At 66.0% G+C, this 23,148-nt stretch carries 20 protein-coding genes; 14 read left to right on the top strand and 6 right to left on the bottom strand.

Translation table 11 applies throughout. The features are described from left to right. The first annotated feature begins 2 nt into the window (after positions 1-2). Together ureG and HL671_RS27865 are read left to right on the top strand one after the other, a co-directional pair. The gene (gene ureG / locus HL671_RS27870; protein WP_172240637.1) at positions 3-647 is read left to right on the top strand and encodes an urease accessory protein UreG; all 645 of its coding nucleotides are present in this window, start codon (positions 3-5) and stop codon (positions 645-647) included. After that, entirely contained in the window at positions 613-1,455 is an 843-nt protein-coding gene (locus tag HL671_RS27865; RefSeq protein ID WP_172240634.1) for an urease accessory protein UreD, read from the top strand. The genes ureG and HL671_RS27865 overlap by 35 nt, the downstream gene beginning before the upstream one ends. 2 nt (positions 1,456-1,457) lie before the next feature. Here the strand turns inward: HL671_RS27865 and HL671_RS27860 are convergent, their stop codons facing one another. From HL671_RS27860 to HL671_RS38060, 6 genes are all read right to left on the bottom strand, one after another. Next, on the bottom strand, positions 1,458-3,767 hold the full coding sequence (locus HL671_RS27860) for a nitric oxide reductase activation protein NorD (protein WP_012042188.1): 2,310 nt from the start codon (positions 3,765-3,767) through the stop codon (positions 1,458-1,460). After that, on the bottom strand, positions 3,764-4,564 hold the full coding sequence (locus HL671_RS27855; RefSeq protein ID WP_012042189.1) for a CbbQ/NirQ/NorQ/GpvN family protein: 801 nt from the start codon (positions 4,562-4,564) through the stop codon (positions 3,764-3,766). Before HL671_RS27855 ends, HL671_RS27860 begins: the two co-directional genes overlap by 4 nt. A 197-nt stretch (positions 4,565-4,761) precedes the next feature. Then, positions 4,762-5,499 carry a hypothetical protein gene (locus tag HL671_RS27850; RefSeq protein ID WP_172240631.1) on the bottom strand — a complete coding sequence of 246 codons (738 nt, stop codon included), beginning with the start codon at positions 5,497-5,499 and terminating at the stop codon, positions 4,762-4,764. Positions 5,500-5,610: 111 nt separating this feature from the next. After that, positions 5,611-7,278, bottom strand: coding sequence for a 2Fe-2S iron-sulfur cluster-binding protein (locus HL671_RS39010; protein WP_172240628.1), 1,668 nt, complete (start codon positions 7,276-7,278; stop codon positions 5,611-5,613). Positions 7,279-7,577: 299 nt separating this feature from the next. Further along, a complete protein-coding gene (locus HL671_RS27840) occupies positions 7,578-8,342 on the bottom strand; it encodes a thioesterase II family protein (protein ID WP_172240625.1) in 765 nt (254 codons plus the stop codon). Between the two features lie 396 nt (positions 8,343-8,738). Next, entirely contained in the window at positions 8,739-9,239 is a 501-nt protein-coding gene (locus tag HL671_RS38060; RefSeq protein WP_210264132.1) for a hypothetical protein, read from the bottom strand. Here HL671_RS38060 and HL671_RS27830 point away from each other — a divergent pair. The 12 genes from HL671_RS27830 to HL671_RS27775 all read left to right on the top strand — a co-directional run bounded on the left by HL671_RS27830 (position 9,223) and on the right by HL671_RS27775 (position 23,136). Beyond that, positions 9,223-10,737: an MATE family efflux transporter gene (locus HL671_RS27830; protein ID WP_246705985.1), complete on the top strand. Its 1,515-nt coding sequence runs from the start codon at positions 9,223-9,225 to the stop codon at positions 10,735-10,737. The two genes, HL671_RS38060 and HL671_RS27830, sit on opposite strands and share 17 nt — an antisense overlap. A gap of 450 nt (positions 10,738-11,187) precedes the next feature. Next, a complete protein-coding gene (locus HL671_RS27825) occupies positions 11,188-12,648 on the top strand; it encodes an aldehyde dehydrogenase family protein (RefSeq protein WP_172240619.1) in 1,461 nt (486 codons plus the stop codon). Positions 12,649-12,813: 165 nt separating this feature from the next. Next, positions 12,814-13,218 (top strand): carboxymuconolactone decarboxylase family protein, encoded by a 405-nt coding sequence (locus tag HL671_RS27820; protein WP_012042205.1) that lies wholly within the window; start codon positions 12,814-12,816, stop codon positions 13,216-13,218. Continuing rightward, on the top strand, positions 13,215-14,111 hold the full coding sequence (locus tag HL671_RS27815; RefSeq protein ID WP_172240616.1) for an NAD(P)-dependent oxidoreductase: 897 nt from the start codon (positions 13,215-13,217) through the stop codon (positions 14,109-14,111). The genes HL671_RS27820 and HL671_RS27815 overlap by 4 nt, the downstream gene beginning before the upstream one ends. A 1,027-nt stretch (positions 14,112-15,138) precedes the next feature. After that, a complete protein-coding gene (gene pstS / locus HL671_RS27810) occupies positions 15,139-16,149 on the top strand; it encodes a phosphate ABC transporter substrate-binding protein PstS (RefSeq protein ID WP_172240613.1) in 1,011 nt (336 codons plus the stop codon). 96 nt (positions 16,150-16,245) lie between these two features. After that, positions 16,246-17,244 carry a phosphate ABC transporter permease subunit PstC gene (pstC, locus tag HL671_RS27805; protein WP_012042208.1) on the top strand — a complete coding sequence of 333 codons (999 nt, stop codon included), beginning with the start codon at positions 16,246-16,248 and terminating at the stop codon, positions 17,242-17,244. Between the two features lie 3 nt (positions 17,245-17,247). After that, complete coding sequence (gene pstA, locus HL671_RS27800; RefSeq protein ID WP_172240610.1) at positions 17,248-18,123, top strand: phosphate ABC transporter permease PstA; 876 nt, start codon at positions 17,248-17,250, stop codon at positions 18,121-18,123. Then, positions 18,120-18,941 carry a phosphate ABC transporter ATP-binding protein PstB gene (gene pstB, locus HL671_RS27795; RefSeq protein WP_041750510.1) on the top strand — a complete coding sequence of 274 codons (822 nt, stop codon included), beginning with the start codon at positions 18,120-18,122 and terminating at the stop codon, positions 18,939-18,941. The genes pstA and pstB overlap by 4 nt, the downstream gene beginning before the upstream one ends. Positions 18,942-18,974: 33 nt before the next feature. Continuing rightward, positions 18,975-19,691 (top strand): phosphate signaling complex protein PhoU, encoded by a 717-nt coding sequence (gene phoU, locus HL671_RS27790; RefSeq protein ID WP_012042211.1) that lies wholly within the window; start codon positions 18,975-18,977, stop codon positions 19,689-19,691. 16 nt (positions 19,692-19,707) lie between these two features. Beyond that, complete coding sequence (gene phoB, locus HL671_RS27785) at positions 19,708-20,415, top strand: phosphate regulon transcriptional regulator PhoB (RefSeq protein WP_012042212.1); 708 nt, start codon at positions 19,708-19,710, stop codon at positions 20,413-20,415. Positions 20,416-20,510: 95 nt separating this feature from the next. Then, positions 20,511-21,827, top strand: a complete 1,317-nt coding sequence (locus HL671_RS27780; protein ID WP_172240607.1) for a trypsin-like serine protease — start codon at positions 20,511-20,513, stop codon at positions 21,825-21,827. A 181-nt stretch (positions 21,828-22,008) separates the two neighbouring features. Beyond that, complete coding sequence (locus tag HL671_RS27775) at positions 22,009-23,136, top strand: HoxN/HupN/NixA family nickel/cobalt transporter (RefSeq protein WP_172240604.1); 1,128 nt, start codon at positions 22,009-22,011, stop codon at positions 23,134-23,136. Positions 23,137-23,148 lie beyond the last annotated feature (12 nt).

Below are 23,148 nucleotides of genomic sequence, written 5' to 3'. Positions count from 1 at the left end.
TCATGCTTCATGCGTTGAGGCAGGCCAAAGCGCAGGCGACGGTGGCGGCGCGGGTCGGCATTGGCGGTCCGGTCGGCTCGGGCAAGACCGCGCTGATCGAGGCGCTGATTCCAGTGCTGCAGCGTCGCGGCGTCGACTTCGCCGTCGTCACCAACGATCTCGTCACCAAGGAGGATGCCGAGCGGCTGCGGCGGTCCGGACTGATCGATCCCGACAGGGTGTCGGCGGTCGAGGCGGGCGCCTGTCCGCACACGGTGATCCGCGAGGATCCGACGCTCAACATCGCCGCCGGCGATGAGCTCGAGGCGCGCTTTCCGGGTGTCGAGCTGATCCTGTTCGAATCCGGTGGCGACAATCTCGCTTCGACCTTCTCGCTCGATCTCGTCGACTGGTGGATCTTCGTCATCGATGTCGCCGGCGGCGATGACATTCCGCGCAAGCGCGGGCCGGGTCTGCTGCGCTGTGATCTCCTGGTCGTCAACAAGATCGATCTCGCGCCGCATGTCGGCGTCGATCTCGATCGCATGCTCGCCGACGCACGGCAGGTGCGCGGCGGCAAGCCGGTGATTGCTACCAACTTGAAGGCCGGCACTGGCGTGGAGGCGGTCGCCGATGCGATCTCCGCAGCTGTCCTGTTCCGCATCTGAGGGCCGCGCGGTCGAGGCCGCGCTGTCCGTCGAGCATGCTGGCGGCCGCAGCATGCTGCGCCGCCAGCATGTCGGCTATCCGCTGCATGTCACGCGCGGATTCTATCTTGATGCCGCAAGGCCCGACCTGCTGACGCTCTACCTGCAATCGGCCTCCGGCGGGCTGTATGCCGGCGATCGGATCGGGCTCGATCTGAGCGTCGCGCGCGGCGCGGCTTTTCACCTGACGACACAATCGGCGACTGTCGTTCACGACGGCCGCGGCCGCGGCGCCGTGCAGCGCCTGGCAGTGAATGTCGAGGCCGGCGCATTCTGCGCCGTGACCTCCGATCCCTACGTGCTGTTTCCCGGCGCGGAGCTGGCCCTCGCAAGTGAAGCGACCGTCGCCGACGACGCGGTGCTCTGCATGGCGGACGGCTTTGCCGTGCATGATCCGCACGCGCGCGGCCGCAGCTTCACCGAGTTTTCCAGCCGCCTGCGGATCCGCCGCCCCGACGGCCGGCTCCTGCTGCAGGATGTCGGTCGCATCAGCGGCGAGGATCTGCAAGGCGCGCTGGGGCGGTTTGCGGCGGCGGCCAATCTCGTCCTCATTGCGCCGCCGGATCGGCTGCCGCCGGTCAAGGAACTCCAGCAGGCCGCCGATCGCTGCGGCGCGCTTGCCGGCGCCTCAGCGGCGCCGAACGAGTCCGGTCTCGTGCTGCGCGTCCTGGCTTCCGACGGAGGCACCTTGTCGCGCGCGATGGAGGCTGCATTCCATGTCGCCGCGGCGGGCGCGCTCGGTGTTGCGCTGGCGCGCCGGCGCAAATAGCCTCATCGTCGCGCCAGCCTGAAATACAGCTCCGACAGCCGCGCCGGCAGATCCTCGACACGGTGCACCAGCATGGTGTTGCGGCGGCCGAAGATGCGCGTTGCTGCCTCGACGCCGGCGCGTCCGAGCACGACACCATAAGCATCGATGCCCTGCGCATGCAGCCCAATTGCGGCGCGGCGGGCATCCTCGATCAGGTCGAAGGGATCCGGGACGTCGATATCGGACGGTTCGCCGTCGGTCAGGACGATGAGCAGCTTGCGGCTGGTCGATGCCTTGCCGAGGACGCCACCAGCGTGACGCAGTGCGGTGCCGAGCCGGGTGGACAGACCCGCAGACAGGCCGGCGAGTCGCGCGCGGCAATCGCGGTCATAGGCCTCGCTGAAGCGCTTGATGCTGGTCATCCGCACATCGTCGCGCCCGTCCGAGGAGAAGGCGAGAAGACCAAAGGTGTCGCCGAGCTCCTCCATCGCTTCAGCCAGCAGCGCGACCGCCAAGCGTTCGACATCGAGCACGGTGGCGCCGGACGCGAGACGGTCACGGGTGGATTCCGAGGTATCGATCAACAGCAGCGCCGACAGGTCGCGATGCAGCGCCTTGGCCGAGCGGAACACGCGCAGATCGGGCGTCTCGCCGCTGCGCAAGGCGATGCCGGCGTCGAGCATGGCATCGAGATCGAGGTCGTGACCATCCTGCTGGCGCTTGAGCCTGACGGTGCGGCCGAGGCGCACGCTGCGCACCAGCCGCGCCACGCGGCCACGCAGCACGCTTGCCTGCTCCAGCGCCTGGTCGATGCTGCCGGCATCGCCCAGGCTGGCGGCAACCTCGCGCACGGTGGTCCAGTCGGCGCGCTCGATCGCATCGACGCGGTCCCATTCCGGATAGCGGGCGATGACTACGCCACGCTCGTCGGGCCCCGCCGGCCGCGCCTTGCCGGGCTCGGCGGCCGCGTTCGCGGCATCCTGTTCACGTGGTGGGCCGTCGCTGCTCTCCTGCTGCTCCGGCCTGAGCGCCTCGATGAACAGCTCCAAGGTCTCTGCGGAAGACGTCGTGTCGTCGCCAAGGTCCCATAGCCCCAGGCCGTCGTCGCGATACAGCGGCTCGACCACATAGGTCTTGGCGTTGAACTGCACCCGCATCTGGCCGAGATCATTGCCGAGCAGCATGCCGATCTCGCGGCTGATGGCGTGCTCGTCGAGCCGCGGCAGCGCCGCGGCAAACAGTGCGCGGCCCTTGCCGACGAAGCCGTCAGCGTCGACGTAGTCCGGGTCGAACAGCGCTCGCGCCAGCCGCGCCAGCAGCATCGGCGCAGTGGCGACACCGGTCGGAGTCGCGACATGATAGGGCGCCCATAGCCGCCGCAGCCCGGGCAGGCGGCGCATCGCCAGCGTCTCGACGCGGGCATCTTCGATCAGATTGACCAGCGCGACCTGGAGCGGTTTAAGCTGGCCGATGGCAAAGCGGGCACGTCCGAGCGCAAGATGCGCCTGAGCATGGGCGGCCGCGGCACGGAACAGCGCGCGCGCCGCATCGTCCTGCACACCACGATAGATCTCCGGCAGCCGGATGAGGGGGCCTGCGATCGCCGCGCGCCGCTGCGGTGTCTGTGCGCTCTCGTCGGTCGAAATGCTCCGCAGCAGTGGCACCTCGCCATAAAGCGCGGTGAGGAACGCCTTCAGCTCGGTCTCCACGTCGCTGAACGTCACCGCACCGGGATCGCGGGCGACCATCCGTTGCGCCAGCTCATCCTGCAGCGAGAAGAAGGCAAGCCGTTTGCGTCGGTCACCGGCCGCGGTGCGCAACCCGGCGGCGACGAAACTCTCGAAGGCGGCGATCGTGCCCGGCCGCAGGATCTCGGCCATGTGGTGCGCGGTCGCTGCGAGTGACTCCGGGGCCTGTGTCGCCAGCTTTTCCATCGTGCGCCACCAGCGCGACAGAGCGGCGCCGGAGCCGAGCATGCGCCGCGCCGCGGACAGCGCCTTGAATGCGTCGGTCGCGGCCTGCGCGCCGGCGTGACGGCAGATCTCAGCGCCGGATCGCGCGGCGCCGAGCAGCGGTGCGATCTCCGTCGCGCCGTCGCTCGTGCTCGCGTCCCAATAGGCGATCAGGCAGGATGGTCCAGCATTGACATTGGCGAGATCGAGCACTGCGCCGGCCCAGGCGTCCATCTCGGCGGCATCGAATCGTTGCGACAAGATCTCCCACGTGGCGGTGAAGAGTGGCCGCAGCCTGTCGCGCTGGCGCATCCACAGATGCAACGTCCGGGTCGGCCCCTCCACACCGCTGACCAATTGCAGTTGCGCCGCGCTCACGGCAGGCACGCCTCGATCGCGTCCGACAGCGCGGCGCGGATGTCGGGATTGTCGGTGATCGGCAGCACGATTCCGGACTGCACCGCGACCGGCAGCGGCAGCCCGGCGCGCACCATGCGGCCGGTGTGGATCAGCATCCGCGTCGAGGCACCTTCGTCGAGTCCGTGGCCCTGCAGGTTGCGCGAGCGCTCGGCGATGGTGACGAGCAGACGTGCGAGATCGGCATCGGCGCCGCTCTCGCGCGCCACGATCGCGCTCTCGGTGGCCGGCGGCGGATAGCCGAAATCGATGGCGATGAAGCGCTGCTTGGTCGATTCCTTGAGGTCCTTGACCGCGCTCTGATAGCCCGGATTGTAGGAGATCGTGAGCTGGAAATCCGAATGCGCCGGCACGATCTCGTTGTGCTTGTCGAGCGGCAGGATACGGCGGGCGTCGGTCAATGGATGGATCACGACGGTGGTGTCCTGCCGCGCCTCGACGATCTCGTCGAGGTAGCAGATAGCGCCGTGCCGCACCGCGAGCGTCAGCGGACCATCGTGCCAGACGGTGCCGGAGGGCTCGAGAAGATAGCGGCCGGCGAGATCCGCCGCCGTCATGTCCTCATGCGCTGCGACCGTGATCAAAGGCTTTCCGAGCCGCCAGGCCATATGCTCGATGAAGCGCGTCTTGCCGCAGCCGGTCGGCCCTTTCAACATGATAGGCAGCCGCTCGTGATATGCGGCCAAGAAGGTCGCGATCTCCTGACCTTGCGGCTGGTAGTAAGGTTCCGTGGCGATGCGATAGGAGTCGAGGATCATGCTAATCTCCGCGTCCTTCGCGGAGACCGGCCAAGCACCGCCGTTCTCCGTGAAGGAGATGTGGCGATCATTGCCGTGGGAACACGCTGCGACCTCGGAGCGTGCAGAAGGCAGCTGTGCTGCGAGACGGATTAGAAACGAAAACGAGAGGTCCGACAAGACGAAATCAGGTGCGGCGGCGTCCTTGCCTGCATCAGTTACATGTAGCGAGCCACCATGGCCGCGATGTCCGGAGCGTGCTGCCGCAGGGCCTGCAGGCCGCGCTCTTCCATCGACATCGCATGGCCGGATCGGCGGCTGGCATGAGCGGAGACCGCTGGCTTGCTGCCCCCGCGCGTCTTCTGCGGTGCCTCATGACGCGCCGGCGGCGTCACCTTCGCGGTGGGCGTGGCGGCGATGGGAGTGGGCGCTGGCGGTGCAAGGTTCGGTACGACGGGCTGTGGCGGCTGCTTGGACGCGGGTTCGGTCGGTTTCGGCTCGTCGCGCTCCTGCATACGCTGGGCGGCGGCGACAACGGTTGACGCCTGAACCGGCTCTTCGGCAGCGGGCTTGACCGGAAGCGATGGCGGCACCGTCTCGATCGGCGCCGACGCCAGCACCGCGGCGACACTGGCATCGCGCTCTGCGGGTGCTGCGTCTTTTCCGACCGAAACCGGCCGCACCGTCGTCGGCTGCGCGCCCGCCACGCTGTGCTGCTCAGCCGGCGACTGGTCGGTCGCCACGATCGACGGCGCTGTTTGAGCTGCGGCCGGGGGCACTGCGCCGGACTCCTGGGAGAGCCGGCGCTGGATCACGGCATCGCGGGCCTTGGTCGCGAATTCGGACTGGGCCTTGGCCAGCCAGTCCTGCGATGAGCGCGCCGGCTGCGCCCCCCAGGCCATCGCGGCGACCGCTGCGATGCTTGCGACGCTGCTCATCATCCAGATCTTGCTCATTCTGCATCTCCCGCTCAGCTGCCGGGAAGATCGTCCGGCTCTGCGGCGGTGACTGTGACATGGATCACGCGACCATCATCCGCGTGCGCGGCCCCTCCCGCCACCGATCGCTCAGGCTTGCGCGAAAGCGAGCCCGCGGGCCTGAGAGACGGCGAACACATCCTGCGATGCAGCCCCTTCGCTCAACGCGAGCACCTCGCAGGATGATGCGTCGACGCCGGCGTGGCGGAAGATCGTCGGATCCGCCAGCAATTGCGTGCCACGACGCTCGGCCTGTGCCGCCAGGTCCGAGGCCACGTCGATGGCGACGCCGACCGCCGTCAGCGGCTTGGCCGGGCCGGCGCCAATCCGGCCGATATAAGCGGGTCCGCAGGCGAGACCCATCGCGGCTTTGACGGGACCGCCGAGCTCCGCGGCGAAGCGCTCGTTCAACCGGTCGAGCGCCACATCCATCACCGCGCTCGCCGCGACGGCAGCGCGGCAGGCGGCAGCCAACTCGCCGTCGCGGCCGAACACCGCGATGATGCCGCCGCCGGTCATGCCCGCGATCCAGCCGCCATGACTGGAGACCGCATCATGCGCCGCGTCGAGAAATGCGTTGAGCAGGAAGATCGCGTCATAGGCCGCGCGGCTCCGCGTCAGCACGGCGTGATCCTGCAGCTGGATGCGGAGTGCGGCGATCTGGCGCTCGATGCCGGCGGCGTCGATGTCGGGCTCGGCGACGGCGGCATCGCTGCGGGTCGCGAGGCGGGTGATGGTGAGCGAGGCGCTCGGCCTGATCTGGCAGGCCAGACGAATCCGGCTGTCGTCGGATCCCAAGAGGGCGCGCTCTGCTGCATTGGCGGGGGGCAAGGTGGCCGCGCTCTGCTCGATCCGGACACTGCAAGCGGTGCAGCGTCCGCGGCCGCCGCAGCCATCGCCATGGGCGACGCTGTTGCCATGGCTGATCTCGAGCAAGGTTGGTCCGATCGCCGTCTTGAGCGTCGGTCCGTTGACATAGGCCACCTCGATCTTCGGCGCGACGACGAGGCGAAGCAGCCGCACGACAAGCGCGGCGACGGCCGCCAACAGCACGATGCCGTAGCCCGCCAGGACGATCCACCGGACGCGCCCCAACGTGCTCTCGGCATCGCCCGACGGCCAGTGACCCAGGCTGCGGATCTGGGCCGCGACCGAGTCGTCCGCCATCAGCACGCCGGCAACGCGCGCCGAGGCGATCAGTCCGGCGATGGCCGCGATCGGCAAGGCGAGGGCGATGACTCCGAGCAGCGGCGCGAACCGCGCGTAGCCGGCGCGCGGCCGGAGCCATTGGTGCACCCCGAGACAGCCATGGGCCCACAGCAGCACGATCAGCGCAACGTAGAAAGGGGCGCGCTCCGGCCACAGCTTCGCCAGCCGGTACAGCGTGTCATCGGTGACACCGAACAGCATGGCGGCGCCGGCCGTATCGACCAGCGCGGGCAGCAGCAGGAGGGGGACGAGAATGCCGCTCAGGATTTCCGCAGCATCCGACCACGACATCCGCATGGTCGCGCGGCGGGCCGTCAGGGCCAACGTCGCGCCGATGTGGCACGCCAGCGCCAAGGCCAGGATCGCGAGGCCGGCGGCTGAGTGCAGGAGAGCGTCGCGCCAATCCGCAATGCGGCCCATCGCCTCGAGCGATACCACTCCGACGGCGTCGGTGCCGAGCTCGACCAGCGCAACGGCAAAAAGCACCAGGCCGGACCCGAGAGCCGACAGGCGCAGGGCCTGCGCAAATCGTTCGGCAGCTTGGCTCACGAGGCGCGCCGCCTCGTCGCGAATGCGGCGGCAATCGGTTCGGGACTGGCGTGGTCAAAGGCCATGGGCGCGACAAACAACCGGTGCGGTGCGGGTCAAAGGACGATCTCGATCACAATATGTGCGGCCAGCCATGCGTCACGTTCGACGATATTTCGTCTTGCCGGGAGACGAAAAATGCTCCTGCGGGGGCGGATCGGCCGCCACCGATATCTATTCCTTCCGATCGGGAGCGGATGCAAGCGCGGCCTTCGACTGGTCGTCGCGCTACCGTCAAGCCATCGCGGTCAAGCTGCGCCTCAGGACCGCAAGCCTGTCTCGCGCATGTCGTGCAGCAGGCTCGACGCGACCGCCTCCGCCTGGTCGGCGATGAAAAAGTGGTCGCCTGGGAACATTCTAACCACGCATGTGCCGCTCGTCTCGGACTGCCATCCACGAAGGGCCGCGATATCGGCGTCTTCATCATCGACACCACCATACACGGCAATGGGCACCGCGAGCTTCCGGTTCCAAGACGGCTCATATGTCTCGCACGCACGGAAGTCGGCGCGGAGCAGCGGCAGCAGAAGCTCCATCAATTCGCGGGTGGCGAGGATTTCGGGAGGGGTAGCGCCGAGTTCCCGAAGATGCGCGATAAACTGGTCGTCCGGAACGGCATGCATCGGCGGAGACGAGCGCGGCACTCTTGGCCCGCCATGACCGGACACTGCCAGCAATTCCGGGAGCTGCGCGCCATATCGCGCGAGTTGATGACACGCTTCAAATCCGACCAGGCTGCCCATGCTGTGTCCGAACAGAACGTAACGGGCGTGGCTTCTGGAGGCGATCTCCCGGGCAAGCCCATCGGCGATCCGATCAATCCGATCCAATAATGGTTCGCTTCGTCGTGCGCCATGACCGGGATAGTCGATGCAGCAAACCTTTATCTCAGGAGGAAACAGCTTCTGCCAATTGGCGAACACACGTCCGCTTCCTCCAGCATAGGGCAAGCAATAGAGATGAAGCGGCTCTTTGACGGAACCAGTGTGAGAGGTCGGCGCAGACGGTACGCCAAGCATCGACATTGCATACTTCCTGAGATGATTTCTGCGGGCTGAGAGATCACCCTATAGTAGTTGGTTGCGTCGCGGACGTTAGAAAACGGGACGGTGATTGATCAAAAAAAAGTTAGACCAACAATACAACCATAAGTAGAGAATTGATTTCTCGCGGCATTGCTGGAGGTAAGATGGTCGTGTATAAGTCGAAATACAACAACGGTCTCGTTGCATCCGGTTCGACGGGCAAGCTCGATGTTGGCGAAGACGTCGCTCACGGATGTTGGCTGCATGACCAAGGCGATGCGGCTCCGGAATGTCCCGAATGTCGAAAACCTCGTCGGATTTTGCGCGAACCTCCTGCTGCGGCTGATCAGGCCGATCGATGAATTGTCCGTCGCGAATTGGCCGTCGGATCCGCAGTCACTGCAGGCTGAGGGCCAGGCACACGACCGCTATCAGTGGCTCGATCTGCACCGATGGCTCGGTCTGCACAGATGTCTCGGCCTCCCCATGGATAAGCGGCTGCGCGATGCCGTCATCGTGTTCGAAAACGTTCCGGCCGCGGACGCGCCCGCAAAGCACGATGCAAAGAACAGACACGATGCGAAGGGCCGCGGCGGCATCGATGTCGTTTCGTTCGATCGTTTCGGGGCAGATGATCCGTTGTGTCTTGCCGTCGCTGGCGAGACAGGCCTCGGTCTCAGCCTGACCTTCGGCCGTCAGCGCTTCGATGCGCACGACCTCGCTCGTCTGCTTGACGACGTCGTTGAACTGATACGTGCCGTCGTTGCGGATCCCGAGCGACGGGAGAGCAGTTGTGGTCCGACCGTGAGCATCGCGGCCTACCGTGAAGCACGTTCTGATGCGAGGGAGGATGCTGTGCGCGCGGCATCGCGATGAGAACATGTCGATGGTCCGCACCGCGATAGCCAAGGCACAAATAGTAAAGGCACACATAGCCAAGATAAAAATAGCCAAGATAAAGATACCCAAGGCACAAGCCAGAGTCTCCCGCGCAACACCCGAGGCCCTGTCCGATGGGGTGCCCGAGCCGGTCGCGGCAGCTCCAGCGAAATCGCACCGGCCACCGCCGTCGCTGTGGTGGCCCATCCTGCGCTTCGCCCTTCCGCAAGGGGCCAGTGCGGCATTGCAACTGCTGTCGGGAACGGTGACCGCGGTTTATTTCGGCCAGCTCCTCGGCGTGTCCGCACTCGCCGCGGCATCGGTGTTCTTTCCGGTCTTCTTTCTCCTGATATCGTTCCTGATCGGCCTGATTTCAGGCGGCATCGTTCTTGTCGCGCGCGCTTACGGCGCCGGTGACATGCTGGCGGTCAAGGATGTCGCCGGAACGACGCTCTGTGCCAGCGTCTCGCTCAGTCTCGTCATGTCGATCATCGGCTACGCATTTGTCCCGGAACTCCTTGGTGTCATGTCGACGCCGGCCGACATTCTCGCGTCGGCGGTCGACTATGCGCGGATCACATTCGTATCCCTGCCAGCGCAGATCATCCTGCTCTCCTATGTCTTTCTGCTCAGAGGGACGGGAGATGCGAAGACGCCGTTCATCCTGATGGCCGTCTTCTTCGGCATTTCCCTGCTGCTGATGCCCGCCTTGATCCTGGGGTGGGGCGGTCTGCCCAAACTCGGCGTGACCAGCGCGCCATGGGCCAGCATCGGGGCCACCGCGATCTCGCTGCCCGGACTGATCCTGTATCTGCGCCGGAAGCAGCATCCGCTGGTCCTCGACGGCGAACTGATCCGGCGGCTGCGGATCAATCGCGAGGTGATCCGACCGTTTCTGGTGATCGGCATTGCCGGTGGCATCCAGGCCACGGTGGCGTCGCTGGCCGAGGTGGCGGTCGTCACGCTGGTGAATTCGTTCGGATCGAACGCCACCGCAGCCTATGGCGCCATCAACCAGGTGATCGGATATCTGGTCGTGCCGATGCAGGCGGTGGGGCTCGCGGCGAGCGTGATGGCGGCGCAGGCGATCGGAGCAAAGCGGCTTGGCCAGCCGCACCTCATCGCGCAAATCGCGGCGATCATGAATGTCCTGATCGGCGCGGTGAGCGTGGCGGGGCTGCTCGGCTTCGCGGACGGCATCCTGTCCTGGTTTGTCACCGACGCCACGACGTCGGCAGTCGCGGAGCGAGCCCTGCGCATGATGCTGTGGAGCTACATCCTGACCGGCATCTCGGACGTGCTCGCAGGCGTGATGCGCGCGTCAGGTACGGTGGCGTGGCCGACCCTGATCTCGCTGGGCGGGATTTGGCTGGTGCAGGTCCCCGTCGCGTATCTGCTGGCCGGAACAGCCGGGTTGGATGGCGTCTGGATGGGCTATCCTGCCGGCTTTCTCGCGGCGCTCCTCGCCCAATCGGCGTATTACGGCCTGGTCTGGCGGTCCCGCAAGATCGGGTGACTTCTCTTTCTCTCCAGAGCAGGCCCACGCCGGCCTCACCTCCTGCGCCGCAGCAAGCTACCGCGAGACGCGCTGTCGTCATTCTGCATGGCAGTGATTGGCGTGTACGCGCGCACGCCAGTCACCGCCGCCGCGGTCTGCTGGCGACGCCGATCAGCCCGGCCGCAAATGCTGGTGACGGGCATGGCGGTGATGTGCAATCTGCGGCCTGTGATAGGAGACCGGCCTCGGCCCGGCTCCGGAGAGAGTTGAGAGCGTGGTCGAAGCGATCGAGCGCATGGATCGAAAGCCGCTGGCGGCGATCGCGGGGGGAGAGCCGATGGGCGTCGCGGCTGGTCGAGGTCGCGCCCGATCTCTGCCTGTGAGGTCGTCCGCATCGTGGTCTCTGCCGGGGCGAACAGCTGAAGTCGCCGGGACATCGCGACAATCGAGAGAAGTTGGAGAGCTGCCATGAATGCCAATGTGAAACTGCCTGCCGCAAAGGGTGTCTTCATCGACAACAAATGGCAGCCCGCGCAATCCGGTCGTACCATTGCGATGCTGGCACCGGCGACCGGACAGATGATTGCCTCGATCGCGGCTGGCGATGCGGCGGACATTGATCTCGCCGTCGCGGCGGCGCGCCGCGCGCTCGAAGGATCGTGGGGGCGGCTTGCTGCGGTCGAGCGCGGGCGGCTGCTGTCGAAGCTGGGCCGGCTCGTCGAGGACCATGCGGAGGAGCTGGCGAAGCTCGAGGCCGCCGACACCGGCAAGCCGATGAAGCAGGCCAGAGCGGACGTGGTCGCGGTGGCGCGCTACTTCGAATATTATGGCGGCGCCGCCGACAAGGTTCATGGCGACACCATTCCATTCCTTGACGGCTTCTTCGTCACGACGGTCTATGAGCCGCTCGGCGTCACCGGCCACATCATTCCCTGGAACTATCCGGGACAGATGTTCGGCCGCACCGTTGCGCCGGCGCTGGCGATGGGCAACGCCACGGTGATCAAGCCCGCCGAAGAGGCCTGCCTGGTGCCGCTGCGGCTCGCGGAGTTGGCCGCGGAGGCTGGCTTCCCGGCCGGCGCGATCAATGTCGTGCCGGGTCTCGGCGAAGAGGCTGGCGCAGCCTTGTCGGCGCATGATGGCATCGACTTCATCTCGTTCACCGGCAGCCCGGAGGTCGGCACTCTGGTACAGACGGCGGCCGCCAAGAACCATATCGGCTGCACGCTGGAACTCGGCGGCAAGTCGCCGCAGATCGTGTTCGCTGACGCCGATCTCGAAGCGGCGCTGACCTCCGTTGCTGCGGCCATCGTGCAGAATGCCGGGCAGACCTGCTCGGCCGGCTCGCGCGTGCTTGTCGAGCGCACGATCTGGGATCGCTTCCTGGCCGATCTCACGCTGCGGTTCGAAAAGATCACGGCTGGCACGCCGGAGATGGATCTCGATCTCGGCCCGGTCATCAGTGCGGTCCAGAAGACGCGCATCGAGAGCATGCTGGCGCGCGCGGAAAGCGGCGGCGCCAGGCGCGTGGCCTCGGGCAGGATCGCCGAGGGCGTCCCGAGCGAGGGCTTCTACGTTGCTCCGGCGCTTTACCAGCACGTCGCGCGCGACTCCGAACTGGCGCGCGAGGAGGTGTTCGGTCCGGTGCTGGCAGCGATGCCATTCGATGACGAGGCCGACGCGATCAGGCTCGCCAATGCCACCGATTTCGGCCTGGTCGCCGGCGTCTGGTCGGGCGACGGCTCGCGCGCCATGCGCGTGGCGCGCAAGGTTCGGGTCGGTCAGATGTTCGTCAATGGCTATGGCGCCGGCGGCGGCATCGAGCTGCCGTTCGGCGGCATGAAGCGCTCCGGCCACGGCCGCGAGAAGGGTTTTGAGGCGCTGTACGAGCTTGCGGCGATGAAGACCCTGATCGTCAAGCACGGTTAGCGCTGCCGGACCGCAGCTCCGAACATCCGCCGGGCGGACGTCACGATGAACATCGCCCGGCAGCATTGTCGTCCGCAAGGCGTGGCGTGAGCTGGGCACGATCCGGAATGGTCCGAAACATCATGTGTCCATGACATCTGACACTGCAGAGAGGGAGACGAGTGAATGAGCGACGACAACGAGTTGTTCGAGAAGGGCCTGAAGGTGCGCCGCGAGGTGCTCGGCGCGGCCTATGTCGATGGCAGCCTCGCCAAGGCCGACGATTTCATGATGGCGTTCCAGCACATCACCACCGAAATGTGCTGGGGCTATGCCTGGACCCGGCCGGGCCTCGATCGGCGCACCCGCAGCATCATCAATCTCGCGATGCTGACGGCGCTCAGCAAGCCGAGCGAATTGAAGCTGCACGTCAAGGGCGCGCTCACCAACGGGGTCACGGTCGACGAGATCAAGGAGATCCTGCTGCACGCGACCGTCTATTGCGGCATTCCCGCGGGTCTTGAGGCCTTCAAGGCCGCGCATGAGGTGCTGCTCGCCGAAGGCGCCATCGCCAAGAAGGACGGCGCATGAGCGCGCCGCAAAGCGCCCTGTTCGTCGGCATCGGCAATATGGGCTGGCCGATGGCCGCGCGCCTGCTCGGCGCCGGCATCGCAGTCGCGGTCAATGACGCAGTGCCGGGCCGCGCCGCCGATTTCGTGCGGCAGGTCGGCGGCGTCGAAGCGGTGGATCTCGCGGCCGCTGCGGCGGCGGCCGATGTGGTCATCACGATGCTGCCGACCAGCAGGCATGTCGCCGACGCCGTCGCGGCGCTGCGTGCCGGCCTGAAGCAGGGTCACGTCGTCATCGACATGAGTTCCGGGGCTCCGGCGGCGACGCAGGCGATTGCGACCGATCTCGATGTGCTCGGCGTCACCATGCTCGACGCGCCGGTCAGCGGCGGCGTGTCGCGCGCGGTGACCGGTGAGCTCGCGATCATGGCGGGCGGCGATGCCGCCGCACTCGATCGCGTCGAGCCGTTGCTGCGCGCGATGGGCACCACCATCCACCGCATCGGCGGCCTCGGCTCCGGACAGGCGATGAAAGCGCTCAACAACCTCGTTTCAGCCGGCGGCTTCCTGATCGGCATCGAGGCGCTGCTGATCGGCCAGCAATTCGGCATCGATCCCGGCCTGATGACGGACGTGCTGAATGCGTCGACGGGCATGAACAATTCGACGCAGAAGAAGTTCAAGCAGTTCGTCCTGTCGCGCAAGTTCAACAGTGGCTTCGGGCTCGATCTCATGGTGAAGGACCTCTCGATCGCGCTTGAGGTCGCGCGCGCCAGCGGCGTCGCCGCGCCGTTCTCCAATCTTTGCCGCGAACTGAGCGCCAGCGCGCAGGCCCTGCTCGGGCCGGGCCAGGACCACACGGCGCTGGCAAGGCTGAGCGAGGCGCTGGCGGGCGTCGAACTCGGTCAGGAGTGATCGGCTGCCGATCGCGGTCGATTTCTGAAAAGTATAAATCTCTTGCGCTTTTTCGGAATTTGTGGTTGTCTTCACTTGCCCCGCCTCGAGCAGAGGGACGGACGCGTCGTCACGAACGTGGAGGTGGGCTGCGATGGACGTGACGGCTGCGCCGGACGAGCGCAGGCGTGACGGACGGCAAAGTCGTGTGGTCCTGGCCTCTCGACGCTGAGGTCTGCGCAACGCGCCACAAGCGCGTTGTCGCAAATGGGGGCAAGAACGCCGATCCCCAGGGAGAGCACGAAGGACACCGTTAAAACCGTCGCGCGGGGAAGGCCGGGTCTGTCCGGCTGGACCTGTGGTGACTGCCGCCTGCTTTCTTTGTTGCAGGCGGGCCACGGGGCATCAGCCGAGGCCCGGCCTTCCCCGCGCCCTCTCATTGTTCAGGAGGGCAAGATCGCTGCATCACCCGGGCATCACATGCCGCGGGACGAAAGACGCCTGTCTCCCACACCTGATGATGAGGCCGAAGATGTTGATCATTTGCCCCGCTGTCGTCCCGGACAAGCGCGCAACGCGCGCGCCGATCCGGGACCCATAGCCCCAGGGAGACGTGCGAGGCACCATTCGCCCAGCCAGGACCGCCAGGGTGTGGGTCCCGGGTCAGCGTCCGCCGCCGCTTTCGCGTTGCCGGGCTTGCCCGGGACGACATCTTCTATGGGGGCGGCTGCGGGGGGGGGGCAACGACAAGGCACGGGATGGACCGCCGGCGCCAATCATGTCCTGCGCTATCATCCCCCACCGGCGGGGAGCGGGCCCCGTTGAGCGGCGCTCTCTTAAGGGGATGGGCGGACGGGCGGCTGCGCGGGGGCGGAGAGACCGTAAAAAATCGGGGTCAGGTCCAAATATCAATAGATCTCAAAGGCTTGTGACTGTCATCTGAGTGTCATTGAACCTTTATAAAAGCGGCACCGAGGCCCCGTAAAGCGGCCGGGGAAGCGCGATCGGGCGCACATGGCGCTTCGCTTCCCGAGCATGGAGACCAGCTATGAATTTCGTCAAAGCTATCGTCGCTGCCGGCTTGGTCGCCGCATCGACGTCGGCATTCGCTGCCGACATCACCGGCGCGGGCGCGACGTTCCCGTTCCCGATCTATTCCAAGTGGGCTGACGCCTACAAGAAGGAGACCGGCAACGGTCTGAACTACCAGTCGATCGGCTCCGGCGGCGGCATCAAGCAGATCCAGGCCAAGACCGTGACCTTCGGCGCCACCGACGCGCCGCTCAAGGCCGAGCAGCTCGAGAAGGACGGCCTGGTGCAGTGGCCGATGGTGATGGGTGGTATCGTGCCGGTCGTCAACCTCGAGGGCGTGAAGCCGGGCGAGATGGTGCTGGATGGCGAGACGCTGGCCAACATCTATCTCGGCAAGATCACCAAGTGGGATGACGCCGCGATCAAGAAGCTGAACCCGAGCGTCAAGCTGCCGAGCGATGCCATCGCCGTGGTTCGCCGCTCCGACGGTTCGGGCACGACCTTTAACTTCACCTACTACCTCTCCGAAGTCAGCGCTGACTGGAAGAGCAAGGTCGGCTCCAACACCGCGGTCGAATGGCCGGTCGGCGTCGGCGCCAAGGGCAATGAGGGCGTGTCGGGCAACATCAGCCAGACCAAGAACTCGATCGGCTATGTCGAGTATGCCTATGCCAAGCAGAACAAGCTGACCTACACCGCCATGGTCAACAAGGCCGGCAAGACCGTGCAGCCGACCGTCGAGGCCTTCCAGGCTGCGGCCGCCAACGCCGATTGGGCCAAGGCTCCCGGCTACTATGTGATTCTCGCCAACCAGCAGGGCGAAAAGTCCTGGCCGATGACGGCCGCGACCTTCATCCTGATGCACAAGGAGCCGACCGACAAGGCGGCCTCCGCCGAAGCCATCAAGTTCTTCAAGTGGTCGTTCGAGAAGGGCGACAAGATGGCTGAGGAGCTCGACTACATCCCGATGCCCGACAACGTCGTGAAGCTGATCGAGAAGACCTGGTCCTCGGACATCAAGAGCTGACGCCTTTCGCGCCAGAACCCCCTCTCCCGTCACCGGGAGAGGGGGCATGATCGGGGTTGAAGCGTGCTGAAAAAACAGGGGGCAGAATTGGCAGACATGGCGGTTCAAACCGAAGTCAGCGATATCGCGGCTGCTGCCGGGCCCTATGACCGGGCGCGCGCGCTGAGCGCCTTCAAGCTCGGTGACGTCACTTTCTATTGGATCACGCGGCTCGCGGCGATCTCGGTGCTGCTGATCCTCGGCGGCATTATCGTCTCGCTCATCATCGGCGCCTGGCCGGCGATGAAGGCCTACGGTTTTGAATTCCTCTGGACGCGGCGCTGGGCGCCGTCGGCGGATCCGCCGGTGCTGGGTGCGCTCGGCCCGATCTACGGCACGCTGGTCACGTCCTTCATCGCCATGTTGATCGCCATTCCGGTCGGTCTCGGCATCGCGATCTTCCTCACCGAGCTGTGCCCGCAATGGCTGCGCCGCCCGATCGGCATCGCGATCGAGCTGCTGGCCGGCATTCCCTCGATCATCTACGGCATGTGGGGCTTCTTCGTGCTGGGCCCGTTCCTGGCCTATAATTTCCAGCCGTTCATGATCAGCCTCTGCGCCAACATTCCGGTGCTGCAGGACATCTTCGCCGGCCCGCCATCCTATCTCAGCCTGTTCAATGCCTCGCTGATCCTGGCGATCATGGTGCTGCCCTTCATCACGGCGATCTCGGTCGACGTGTTCAAGACGGTGCCGCCTGTGCTGAAGGAGGCGGCCTATGGCGTCGGCTGCACCACCTGGGAGGTCGTGCGCAGCGTCGTCATTCCCTATACAAGGGTCGGCGTGATCGGCGGCATCATGCTGGCGCTCGGCCGGGCCCTCGGCGAGACCATGGCGGTGACCTTCATCATCGGCAACTCGTTCCGGATCTCGTCATCGATCTTTGCGCCGGGCACGACGATCTCGGCCGCGATCGCCTCCGAGTTCCAGGAGAGCGACGGTCTGCACCAGTCGAGCCTGATCCTGCTCGGTCTCTTGCTGTTCGTTCTGACATTCTTCGTGCTCGCGGCAGCCCGTCTGATGCTGATGCGGCTCGAGACCAAGGCGGGGAAATAGCTCATGACTGCCATTGACGCTCAGCCCAGTCCCGTCAATCCGATCTACACGCGCCGGCGCCGCACCGACATCGTGGTCCGTGGCCTTTGTTTTGCTGCCGCCGCGTTCGGCGTCACCTGGCTGGCGCTGATCCTGTTCACGCTGTTCTATAACGGTCTGGCCGGGCTCAGCCTGCAGGTCTTTACCGCTGATACGCCGCCGCCGGGATCGAGCGACGGCGGTCTGCGCAACGCCATCGTCGGCTCGATCATGATGACCATCATCGGCGTCGGCATCGGCGCGCCGCTCGGCCTGTTCGCCGGCACCTATCTCGCCGAATATGGCCGCAACGACCGCCTGACCTCGATAATCCGTTTCATCAACGACATCCTGCTGTCGGCGCCGTCGATCATCATCGGCCTGTTCATCTACGGTGCGGTCGTGGTGCCGATGGGCGGCTTCTCGGCGATCGCCGGCTCGCTGGCGCTGGCGGTGATCGTGATCCCCGTGGTGCTGAGAACCACCGAGGACATGCTGCTGCTGGTGCCCAATCCGCTGCGTGAGGCAGCCTCGGCGCTCGGCCTGCCGCGCTCGCTGGTGATCCGGCGGATCGCTTACCGCGCCGCGCGCTCCGGCCTCATCACCGGTGTGCTGCTGGCAACCGCCCGTGTCGCCGGCGAGACCGCGCCGCTGCTGTTCACCGCGCTGTCGAACCAGTTCTGGAGCATGAACCTCTCCAAGACGATGGCGAACCTGCCGGTGACCATCAACAACTTCGTCCAGAGCCCCTATGCCTACTGGAAACAGCTGGCCTGGAGCGGCGCCCTTCTGATCACCTTGACCGTGCTGGCCCTGAACATCGGTGCGCGCATCCTGGGCGCCGAGAGGAGCTCGAAATGACCGACATGTCCGTATCCGTGAGCAGCCCGACGGCCGCCATTCCCGCCAAGTCGCTGCCGGAGGCGCCGGCCAAGGTGATCGCGCGAAATCTGAACTTCTATTACGGCGATCATCACGCGCTGAAGAACATCAACCTGTCGCTCGGCACCAACCGCGTCACCGCGTTCATCGGTCCGTCCGGCTGCGGCAAGTCGACTTTGCTGCGCATCTTCAACCGGATGTACGATCTCTATCCGGGCCAGCGCGCCACCGGCCAGCTGATGCTGGACAGCACCAACATCCTCGATCCCAAGCTCGACCTGAACCTGCTGCGCGCCCGGGTCGGCATGGTGTTCCAGAAGCCGACGCCGTTCCCGATGACGATCTACGAGAACATCGCCTTCGGCATCCGCCTCTATGAGAAGATCTCGAAGTCCGAGATGGACGACCGGGTCGAGAAGGCGCTGCGCGGCGGCGCGCTGTGGAACGAGGTCAAGGACAAGCTCAACGCCTCCGGCCTGTCGCTGTCCGGCGGCCAGCAGCAGCGCCTGTGCATCGCGCGTACCGTGGCTGTCAGGCCCGAAGTGATCCTGTTCGACGAGCCTTGCTCGGCGCTCGATCCGATTTCGACCGCCAAGGTCGAGGAGCTGATCCAGGAACTCTCGGAGAACTATACGATCGCGATCGTCACGCATAACATGCAGCAGGCGGCGCGTGTCTCCGACAAGACCGCCTTCATGTATCTCGGCGAGTTGATCGAGTTCGACGACACCAGCAAGATCTTCACCTCGCCGAGCGATCGGCGGACCCAGGATTACATCACCGGCCGGTTCGGCTGACGCCGACAGCATCATTGCCTTCAGGAGATCATCATGGCCAGTGAACATACCGCCAAGGCGTTCGACAGCGATCTGCAGGATCTGACCCGGCTCGTGTCGGAGATGGGCGGTCTCGCCGAGCGGCTGATTGTCGACTCCGTCGACGCACTGGTTCGGCGTGACGTCGCGCTCGGCCAGAAGGTCGTCGCCGCCGATGCCGAGGTCGACAAGCTGCAGCGCATCATCGAGGAGCGCGCCGTGCTGACCATCGCGCGCCGGCAGCCGATGGCGGTCGACCTGCGTGAGATCGTCGGCGCGATGCGCGTCGCCACTGATCTTGAGCGCATCGGCGACCTCGCGAAGAACATCGGCAAGCGGGTTGCTGCGCTGGAAAGTGATTTCCATCCGCTCAAGCTGATCCGTGGCCTTGAGCACATGACGGATCTCGTGCAGTCGCAGGTCAAGTCGGTGCTGGATGCCTATGCGGCGCATGACCTGCCGGCTGCGATGGCGGTGTGGAAGGGCGACGAGGAGGTCGATGCCATCTGCACCTCGCTGTTCCGCGAGCTGCTGACCTACATGATGGAAGATCCGCGCAACATCTCGTTCTGCATCCATCTGATGTTCTGCGCCAAGAATATCGAGCGGATGGGCGACCACGCGACCAATATCGCGGAGACGGTGTTCTACATGATCGAGGGCCAGGCGATGGTCGACAAGCGTCCGAAGGGCGACATGACGAGCTTCGCCACCACGGTCCCCGGCAACTGAGAGAGACTCGTTCGATATGACTGCGCGCATCCTGGTGGTGGAAGATGAAGAGGCGCTGACCACGCTCCTGCGCTATAATCTGGAGACCGAGGGCTACGAGGTCGAGACCGTGGGGCGGGGCGACGAGGCCGACACGCGGCTGAAGGAGCGCGTTCCCGATCTCGTGGTGCTCGACTGGATGCTGCCGGGCCTGTCCGGCATCGAACTGTGCCGCCGGTTGCGGACGCGGCCCGAGACCAAGCAGCTGCCGATCATCATGCTGACGGCGCGCGGCGAGGAGAGCGAGCGCGTGCGCGGTCTGGCGACCGGGGCGGACGACTATATCGTCAAGCCGTTCTCGGTCCCTGAGCTGCTGGCGCGGGTGAAGGGTCTGCTGCGGCGGGCGAGCCCGGAGCGGCTGGCGACGGTGCTGTCCTATGGGGACATCGAGCTCGACCGCGAGAAGCGCCGGGTGGCGCGCTCGGGCCGGCCGATCGATCTCGGCCCGACCGAATACCGCCTGCTCGAATTCTTCCTCGAGCATCCGGGCCGCGTGTTCAGCCGTGAGCAGTTGCTCGACAGTGTCTGGGGCCGGGATATCTATATCGACGAGCGCACGGTGGACGTCCATATCGGCCGCCTGCGCAAGCTGCTCAATCCCGGCCGCGAGCAGGATCCGATCCGCACGGTGCGCGGCGCCGGCTATGCGCTCGACGACCGCTTCGCCAAGAGCGAGCAGGCGTAAGCGCGGGGCAGCCGTTTTGCGCGCGGCCATGGGGCTGCCGTCTTGATCCGGTCTGCTGGTCTCCCCATCATGATGACCGGGATGCCGCGGACGCGATGATCAGGACAATTGCTCTCGTCTTAGCCGTGTGGCTCGCCGCCATTGTGCCCGGTTCGGCCGCCGAACTCGAGGAGGCCGTGGCCGCGGCGGCCAATGGCCAGCACGCCATGGCGATGCGGCGGCTGATGCCGCTGGCGGCCAAAGGCGATGCGCGGGCGCAGTTCGATGTCGGCTTCATGCAGGCGTTCGGCTGGGGTGTGCCGCGCAACCCTGCCGAGGCGATGGCCTGGTACCGGAAGGCGGCGGATCAGGGCCTCGCCGTCGCGCAGCATTATCTCGGCGTCGTCTATTACAATGGGGAAGGCGTCGCCCGCGATCATGGCGAAGCCAGCCGATGGTTTTCTCGCGCCGCGGCCCAGGGCTTCGCCCAGTCGCAATATATGCTCGGCCTGATGATGCTCGACGGGCGGGTGGTCGCGCAGGATGTCGTGCAGGGCTATGCCTGGCTGGTCATGGCGGGGCGAAATGGCGTGCGGTCCGCGGGCCGCGAGGTCCAGCGTGTCGCGTTGAGTGAGGCGCAGCGGCGACAGGCGGAGCAGGCCATCGCGGCCTGGCGGCCCAAGCCGGAAGCGGCCGATTCAGGCATTGCCAATCCGCGGCCCGAGCAACTGCTCGGGCTCGACCGGCACATCGGCGAGGTCGTGGATCCCACGGCGTGGCCGGCATCATCGATCGGCGTCGTCACCGTGGCCCAATACAGCACGGGCGGTTCGTGCACGGGCACGCTGGTGGCGCCGCGCCTGGTGCTCACGGCCGCGCATTGCGTCTTCAACGGCGTCGCCCAGGTCAGTCCCGGCAACGTCCACTTCCTGGCCGGCATGAACAAGGGCACGCCGGCAGCCTCGTCGATTGCCGACAAGCTGATCGTGGCGCCCGACTTCGCGCCGATCCAGCACGACAAATGGTCGCTTGACCGCTCGCGCGTCGATTGGGCCCTGATCGTCCTGAAGGATGCGCTGCCGTCGCGGCCGGTGGCGGTCACAGCGCTCACGCGCGAGCAACTTGCGGCTGCGACGGCGGCCGGGACGATTTCGGAGATCGGCTACGGCCAGGAGCGGCGTTATTCGCCGACCGGACAGCGCAATTGCAGCGCCGGCATGACTGAGGATGCTCGGCTGCTGACGGTGCATTGCTTGGCGAATTTCGGCTATTCGGGCTCGCCGATCCTGGCCGAGATCGGCGGCGAGACGGTCGTCGTCGGCATCTTCTCGGCGTTCCATGAGGAGACCCGGCTGATGTTCGCCGCGCCGGCCAGCGGGTTCGAGGCCGCTGTCAGGCGCGAGATCGCGGCGCAAAGCGCCTCGGTCCGGTGAGGCGGGGGCAAGCGAAGGTCTTCAGCGGCTGGTCATTGTTTGTGCGTGACCGGACAGCGGATTGCCACAGAGGCTGGCCGATCCAGGCGAGACGGGGGGTGAACGGCGCGAATTCGGCCTGATCTGGGCCGGGCGGAGCAAGGCTTGCCAATTGGCGCGAGACTTGCTCTCCTGCCTGAGTATGACGATTTTCCCAATTGATCATCCCCAGCCTCCGCGCGCAGCGCCGGCCTGGCTGCAGACCGCGGGCGGCCGCAATGTCGCGCTGCTGGCCGGTCTCGTGCTCGCCAACGCGCTTGCCTGGGCCTGGGCGTTTGCGCTCTATGCCGACCGTCCCGCCATCGTCGGCACGGCCATGCTGGCCTGGCTACTTGGATTGCGCCATGCGGTTGACGCCGACCACATCGCTGCGATCGACAACGTGGTCCGCAAGCTGGTGCAGGAGGGGGACACGCCGCGCGCTGCGGGTCTCTATTTCGCGCTCGGACATTCGAGCGTCGTCGTCATCGCCACCATTATCGTCAGCCTGGTCGCCGGCGCCGATCTGTTGAGCGGGGACAGCGCAATTCGGGCGATCGGTGGTGCCATCGGCACCTCGGTTTCGGCCGGCTTCCTGCTGCTGATCGCATTCGCGAACCTCGTTCTGTTCGTCAATCTGTGGCGGCGCCCGGCAGTGTCGCAGCAGTCCGAAATGGCAGACACGGCAAATGCAGGGCGGGGCGTTCTCATTCGTCTGCTGCGTCCTGTGCTGCGCCTCGTGGACCGCGCCTGGCACATGTATCCGCTCGGGTTCCTGTTCGGCCTCGGCTTCGATACCGCGAGCGAGATCGGTCTCCTCAGCCTTTCTGCGACCGAAGCAGCGCGCGGCGCGAGCCTCGCCCATGTGCTGGTGTTCCCGGCGTTGTTCGCTGCGGCGATGGCGACCGTCGATACGGCCGACAGCATGCTGATGGTCGGAGCCTATCGTTGGGCGCTGACGGATCCCGCGCGCAAGCGACGCTACAATCTGGTGATCACCGGAACGTCGGTCGCGATCGCGCTGGTGATCGGCGGCGTCGAGGCGGTGACGTTGCTGGCGCCACGGCTTGGCGCTCAGGGCGGCTGGACGGATGTCGCGGTGGCGCTGGGCGATGACATCGGCAATCTCGGGATCGTCGCGGTCGGCCTGTTCGGACTGATCTGGGCCGGCGCCGTGCTGCTCGGCCGTCGTCGTGGCTCCGAGCGCAGGCCGTGCGACGCGCTTGCCAGTACTCACGCTGCGGCGTTAAACCCGAGAGCACCACCAGGCGGAATGCCCGGCGCGAAATAGCAGCGGAACCCA

Source organism: Bradyrhizobium denitrificans (assembly GCF_013179005.1).
GTDB lineage: Bacteria > Pseudomonadota > Alphaproteobacteria > Rhizobiales > Xanthobacteraceae > Bradyrhizobium > Bradyrhizobium denitrificans.
This window is presented reverse-complemented; position numbering and strand designations above follow the sequence as displayed.

Bases quoted from the DNA above. Each gene is read 5' to 3' on its own strand.
- ureG (WP_172240637.1), top strand. From the start codon at position 3: ATGCTTCATGCGTTGAGGCAGGCCAAAGCGCAGGCGACGGTGGCGGCG.
- HL671_RS27865 (WP_172240634.1), top strand. From the start codon at position 613: ATGCGATCTCCGCAGCTGTCCTGTTCCGCATCTGAGGGCCGCGCGGTC.
- HL671_RS27855 (WP_012042189.1), bottom strand. From the start codon at position 4,564: ATGATCCTCGACTCCTATCGCATCGCCACGGAACCTTACTACCAGCCG.
- HL671_RS27850 (WP_172240631.1), bottom strand. From the start codon at position 5,499: ATGAGCAAGATCTGGATGATGAGCAGCGTCGCAAGCATCGCAGCGGTC.
- HL671_RS27840 (WP_172240625.1), bottom strand. From the start codon at position 8,342: ATGTCGATGCTTGGCGTACCGTCTGCGCCGACCTCTCACACTGGTTCC.
- HL671_RS27830 (WP_246705985.1), top strand. From the start codon at position 9,223: ATGTCGATGGTCCGCACCGCGATAGCCAAGGCACAAATAGTAAAGGCA.
- HL671_RS27825 (WP_172240619.1), top strand. From the start codon at position 11,188: ATGAATGCCAATGTGAAACTGCCTGCCGCAAAGGGTGTCTTCATCGAC.
- HL671_RS27820 (WP_012042205.1), top strand. From the start codon at position 12,814: ATGAGCGACGACAACGAGTTGTTCGAGAAGGGCCTGAAGGTGCGCCGC.
- HL671_RS27815 (WP_172240616.1), top strand. From the start codon at position 13,215: ATGAGCGCGCCGCAAAGCGCCCTGTTCGTCGGCATCGGCAATATGGGC.
- pstS (WP_172240613.1), top strand. From the start codon at position 15,139: ATGAATTTCGTCAAAGCTATCGTCGCTGCCGGCTTGGTCGCCGCATCG.
- pstC (WP_012042208.1), top strand. From the start codon at position 16,246: ATGGCGGTTCAAACCGAAGTCAGCGATATCGCGGCTGCTGCCGGGCCC.
- pstA (WP_172240610.1), top strand. From the start codon at position 17,248: ATGACTGCCATTGACGCTCAGCCCAGTCCCGTCAATCCGATCTACACG.
- pstB (WP_041750510.1), top strand. From the start codon at position 18,120: ATGACCGACATGTCCGTATCCGTGAGCAGCCCGACGGCCGCCATTCCC.
- phoU (WP_012042211.1), top strand. From the start codon at position 18,975: ATGGCCAGTGAACATACCGCCAAGGCGTTCGACAGCGATCTGCAGGAT.
- phoB (WP_012042212.1), top strand. From the start codon at position 19,708: ATGACTGCGCGCATCCTGGTGGTGGAAGATGAAGAGGCGCTGACCACG.
- HL671_RS27780 (WP_172240607.1), top strand. From the start codon at position 20,511: ATGATCAGGACAATTGCTCTCGTCTTAGCCGTGTGGCTCGCCGCCATT.
- HL671_RS27775 (WP_172240604.1), top strand. From the start codon at position 22,009: ATGACGATTTTCCCAATTGATCATCCCCAGCCTCCGCGCGCAGCGCCG.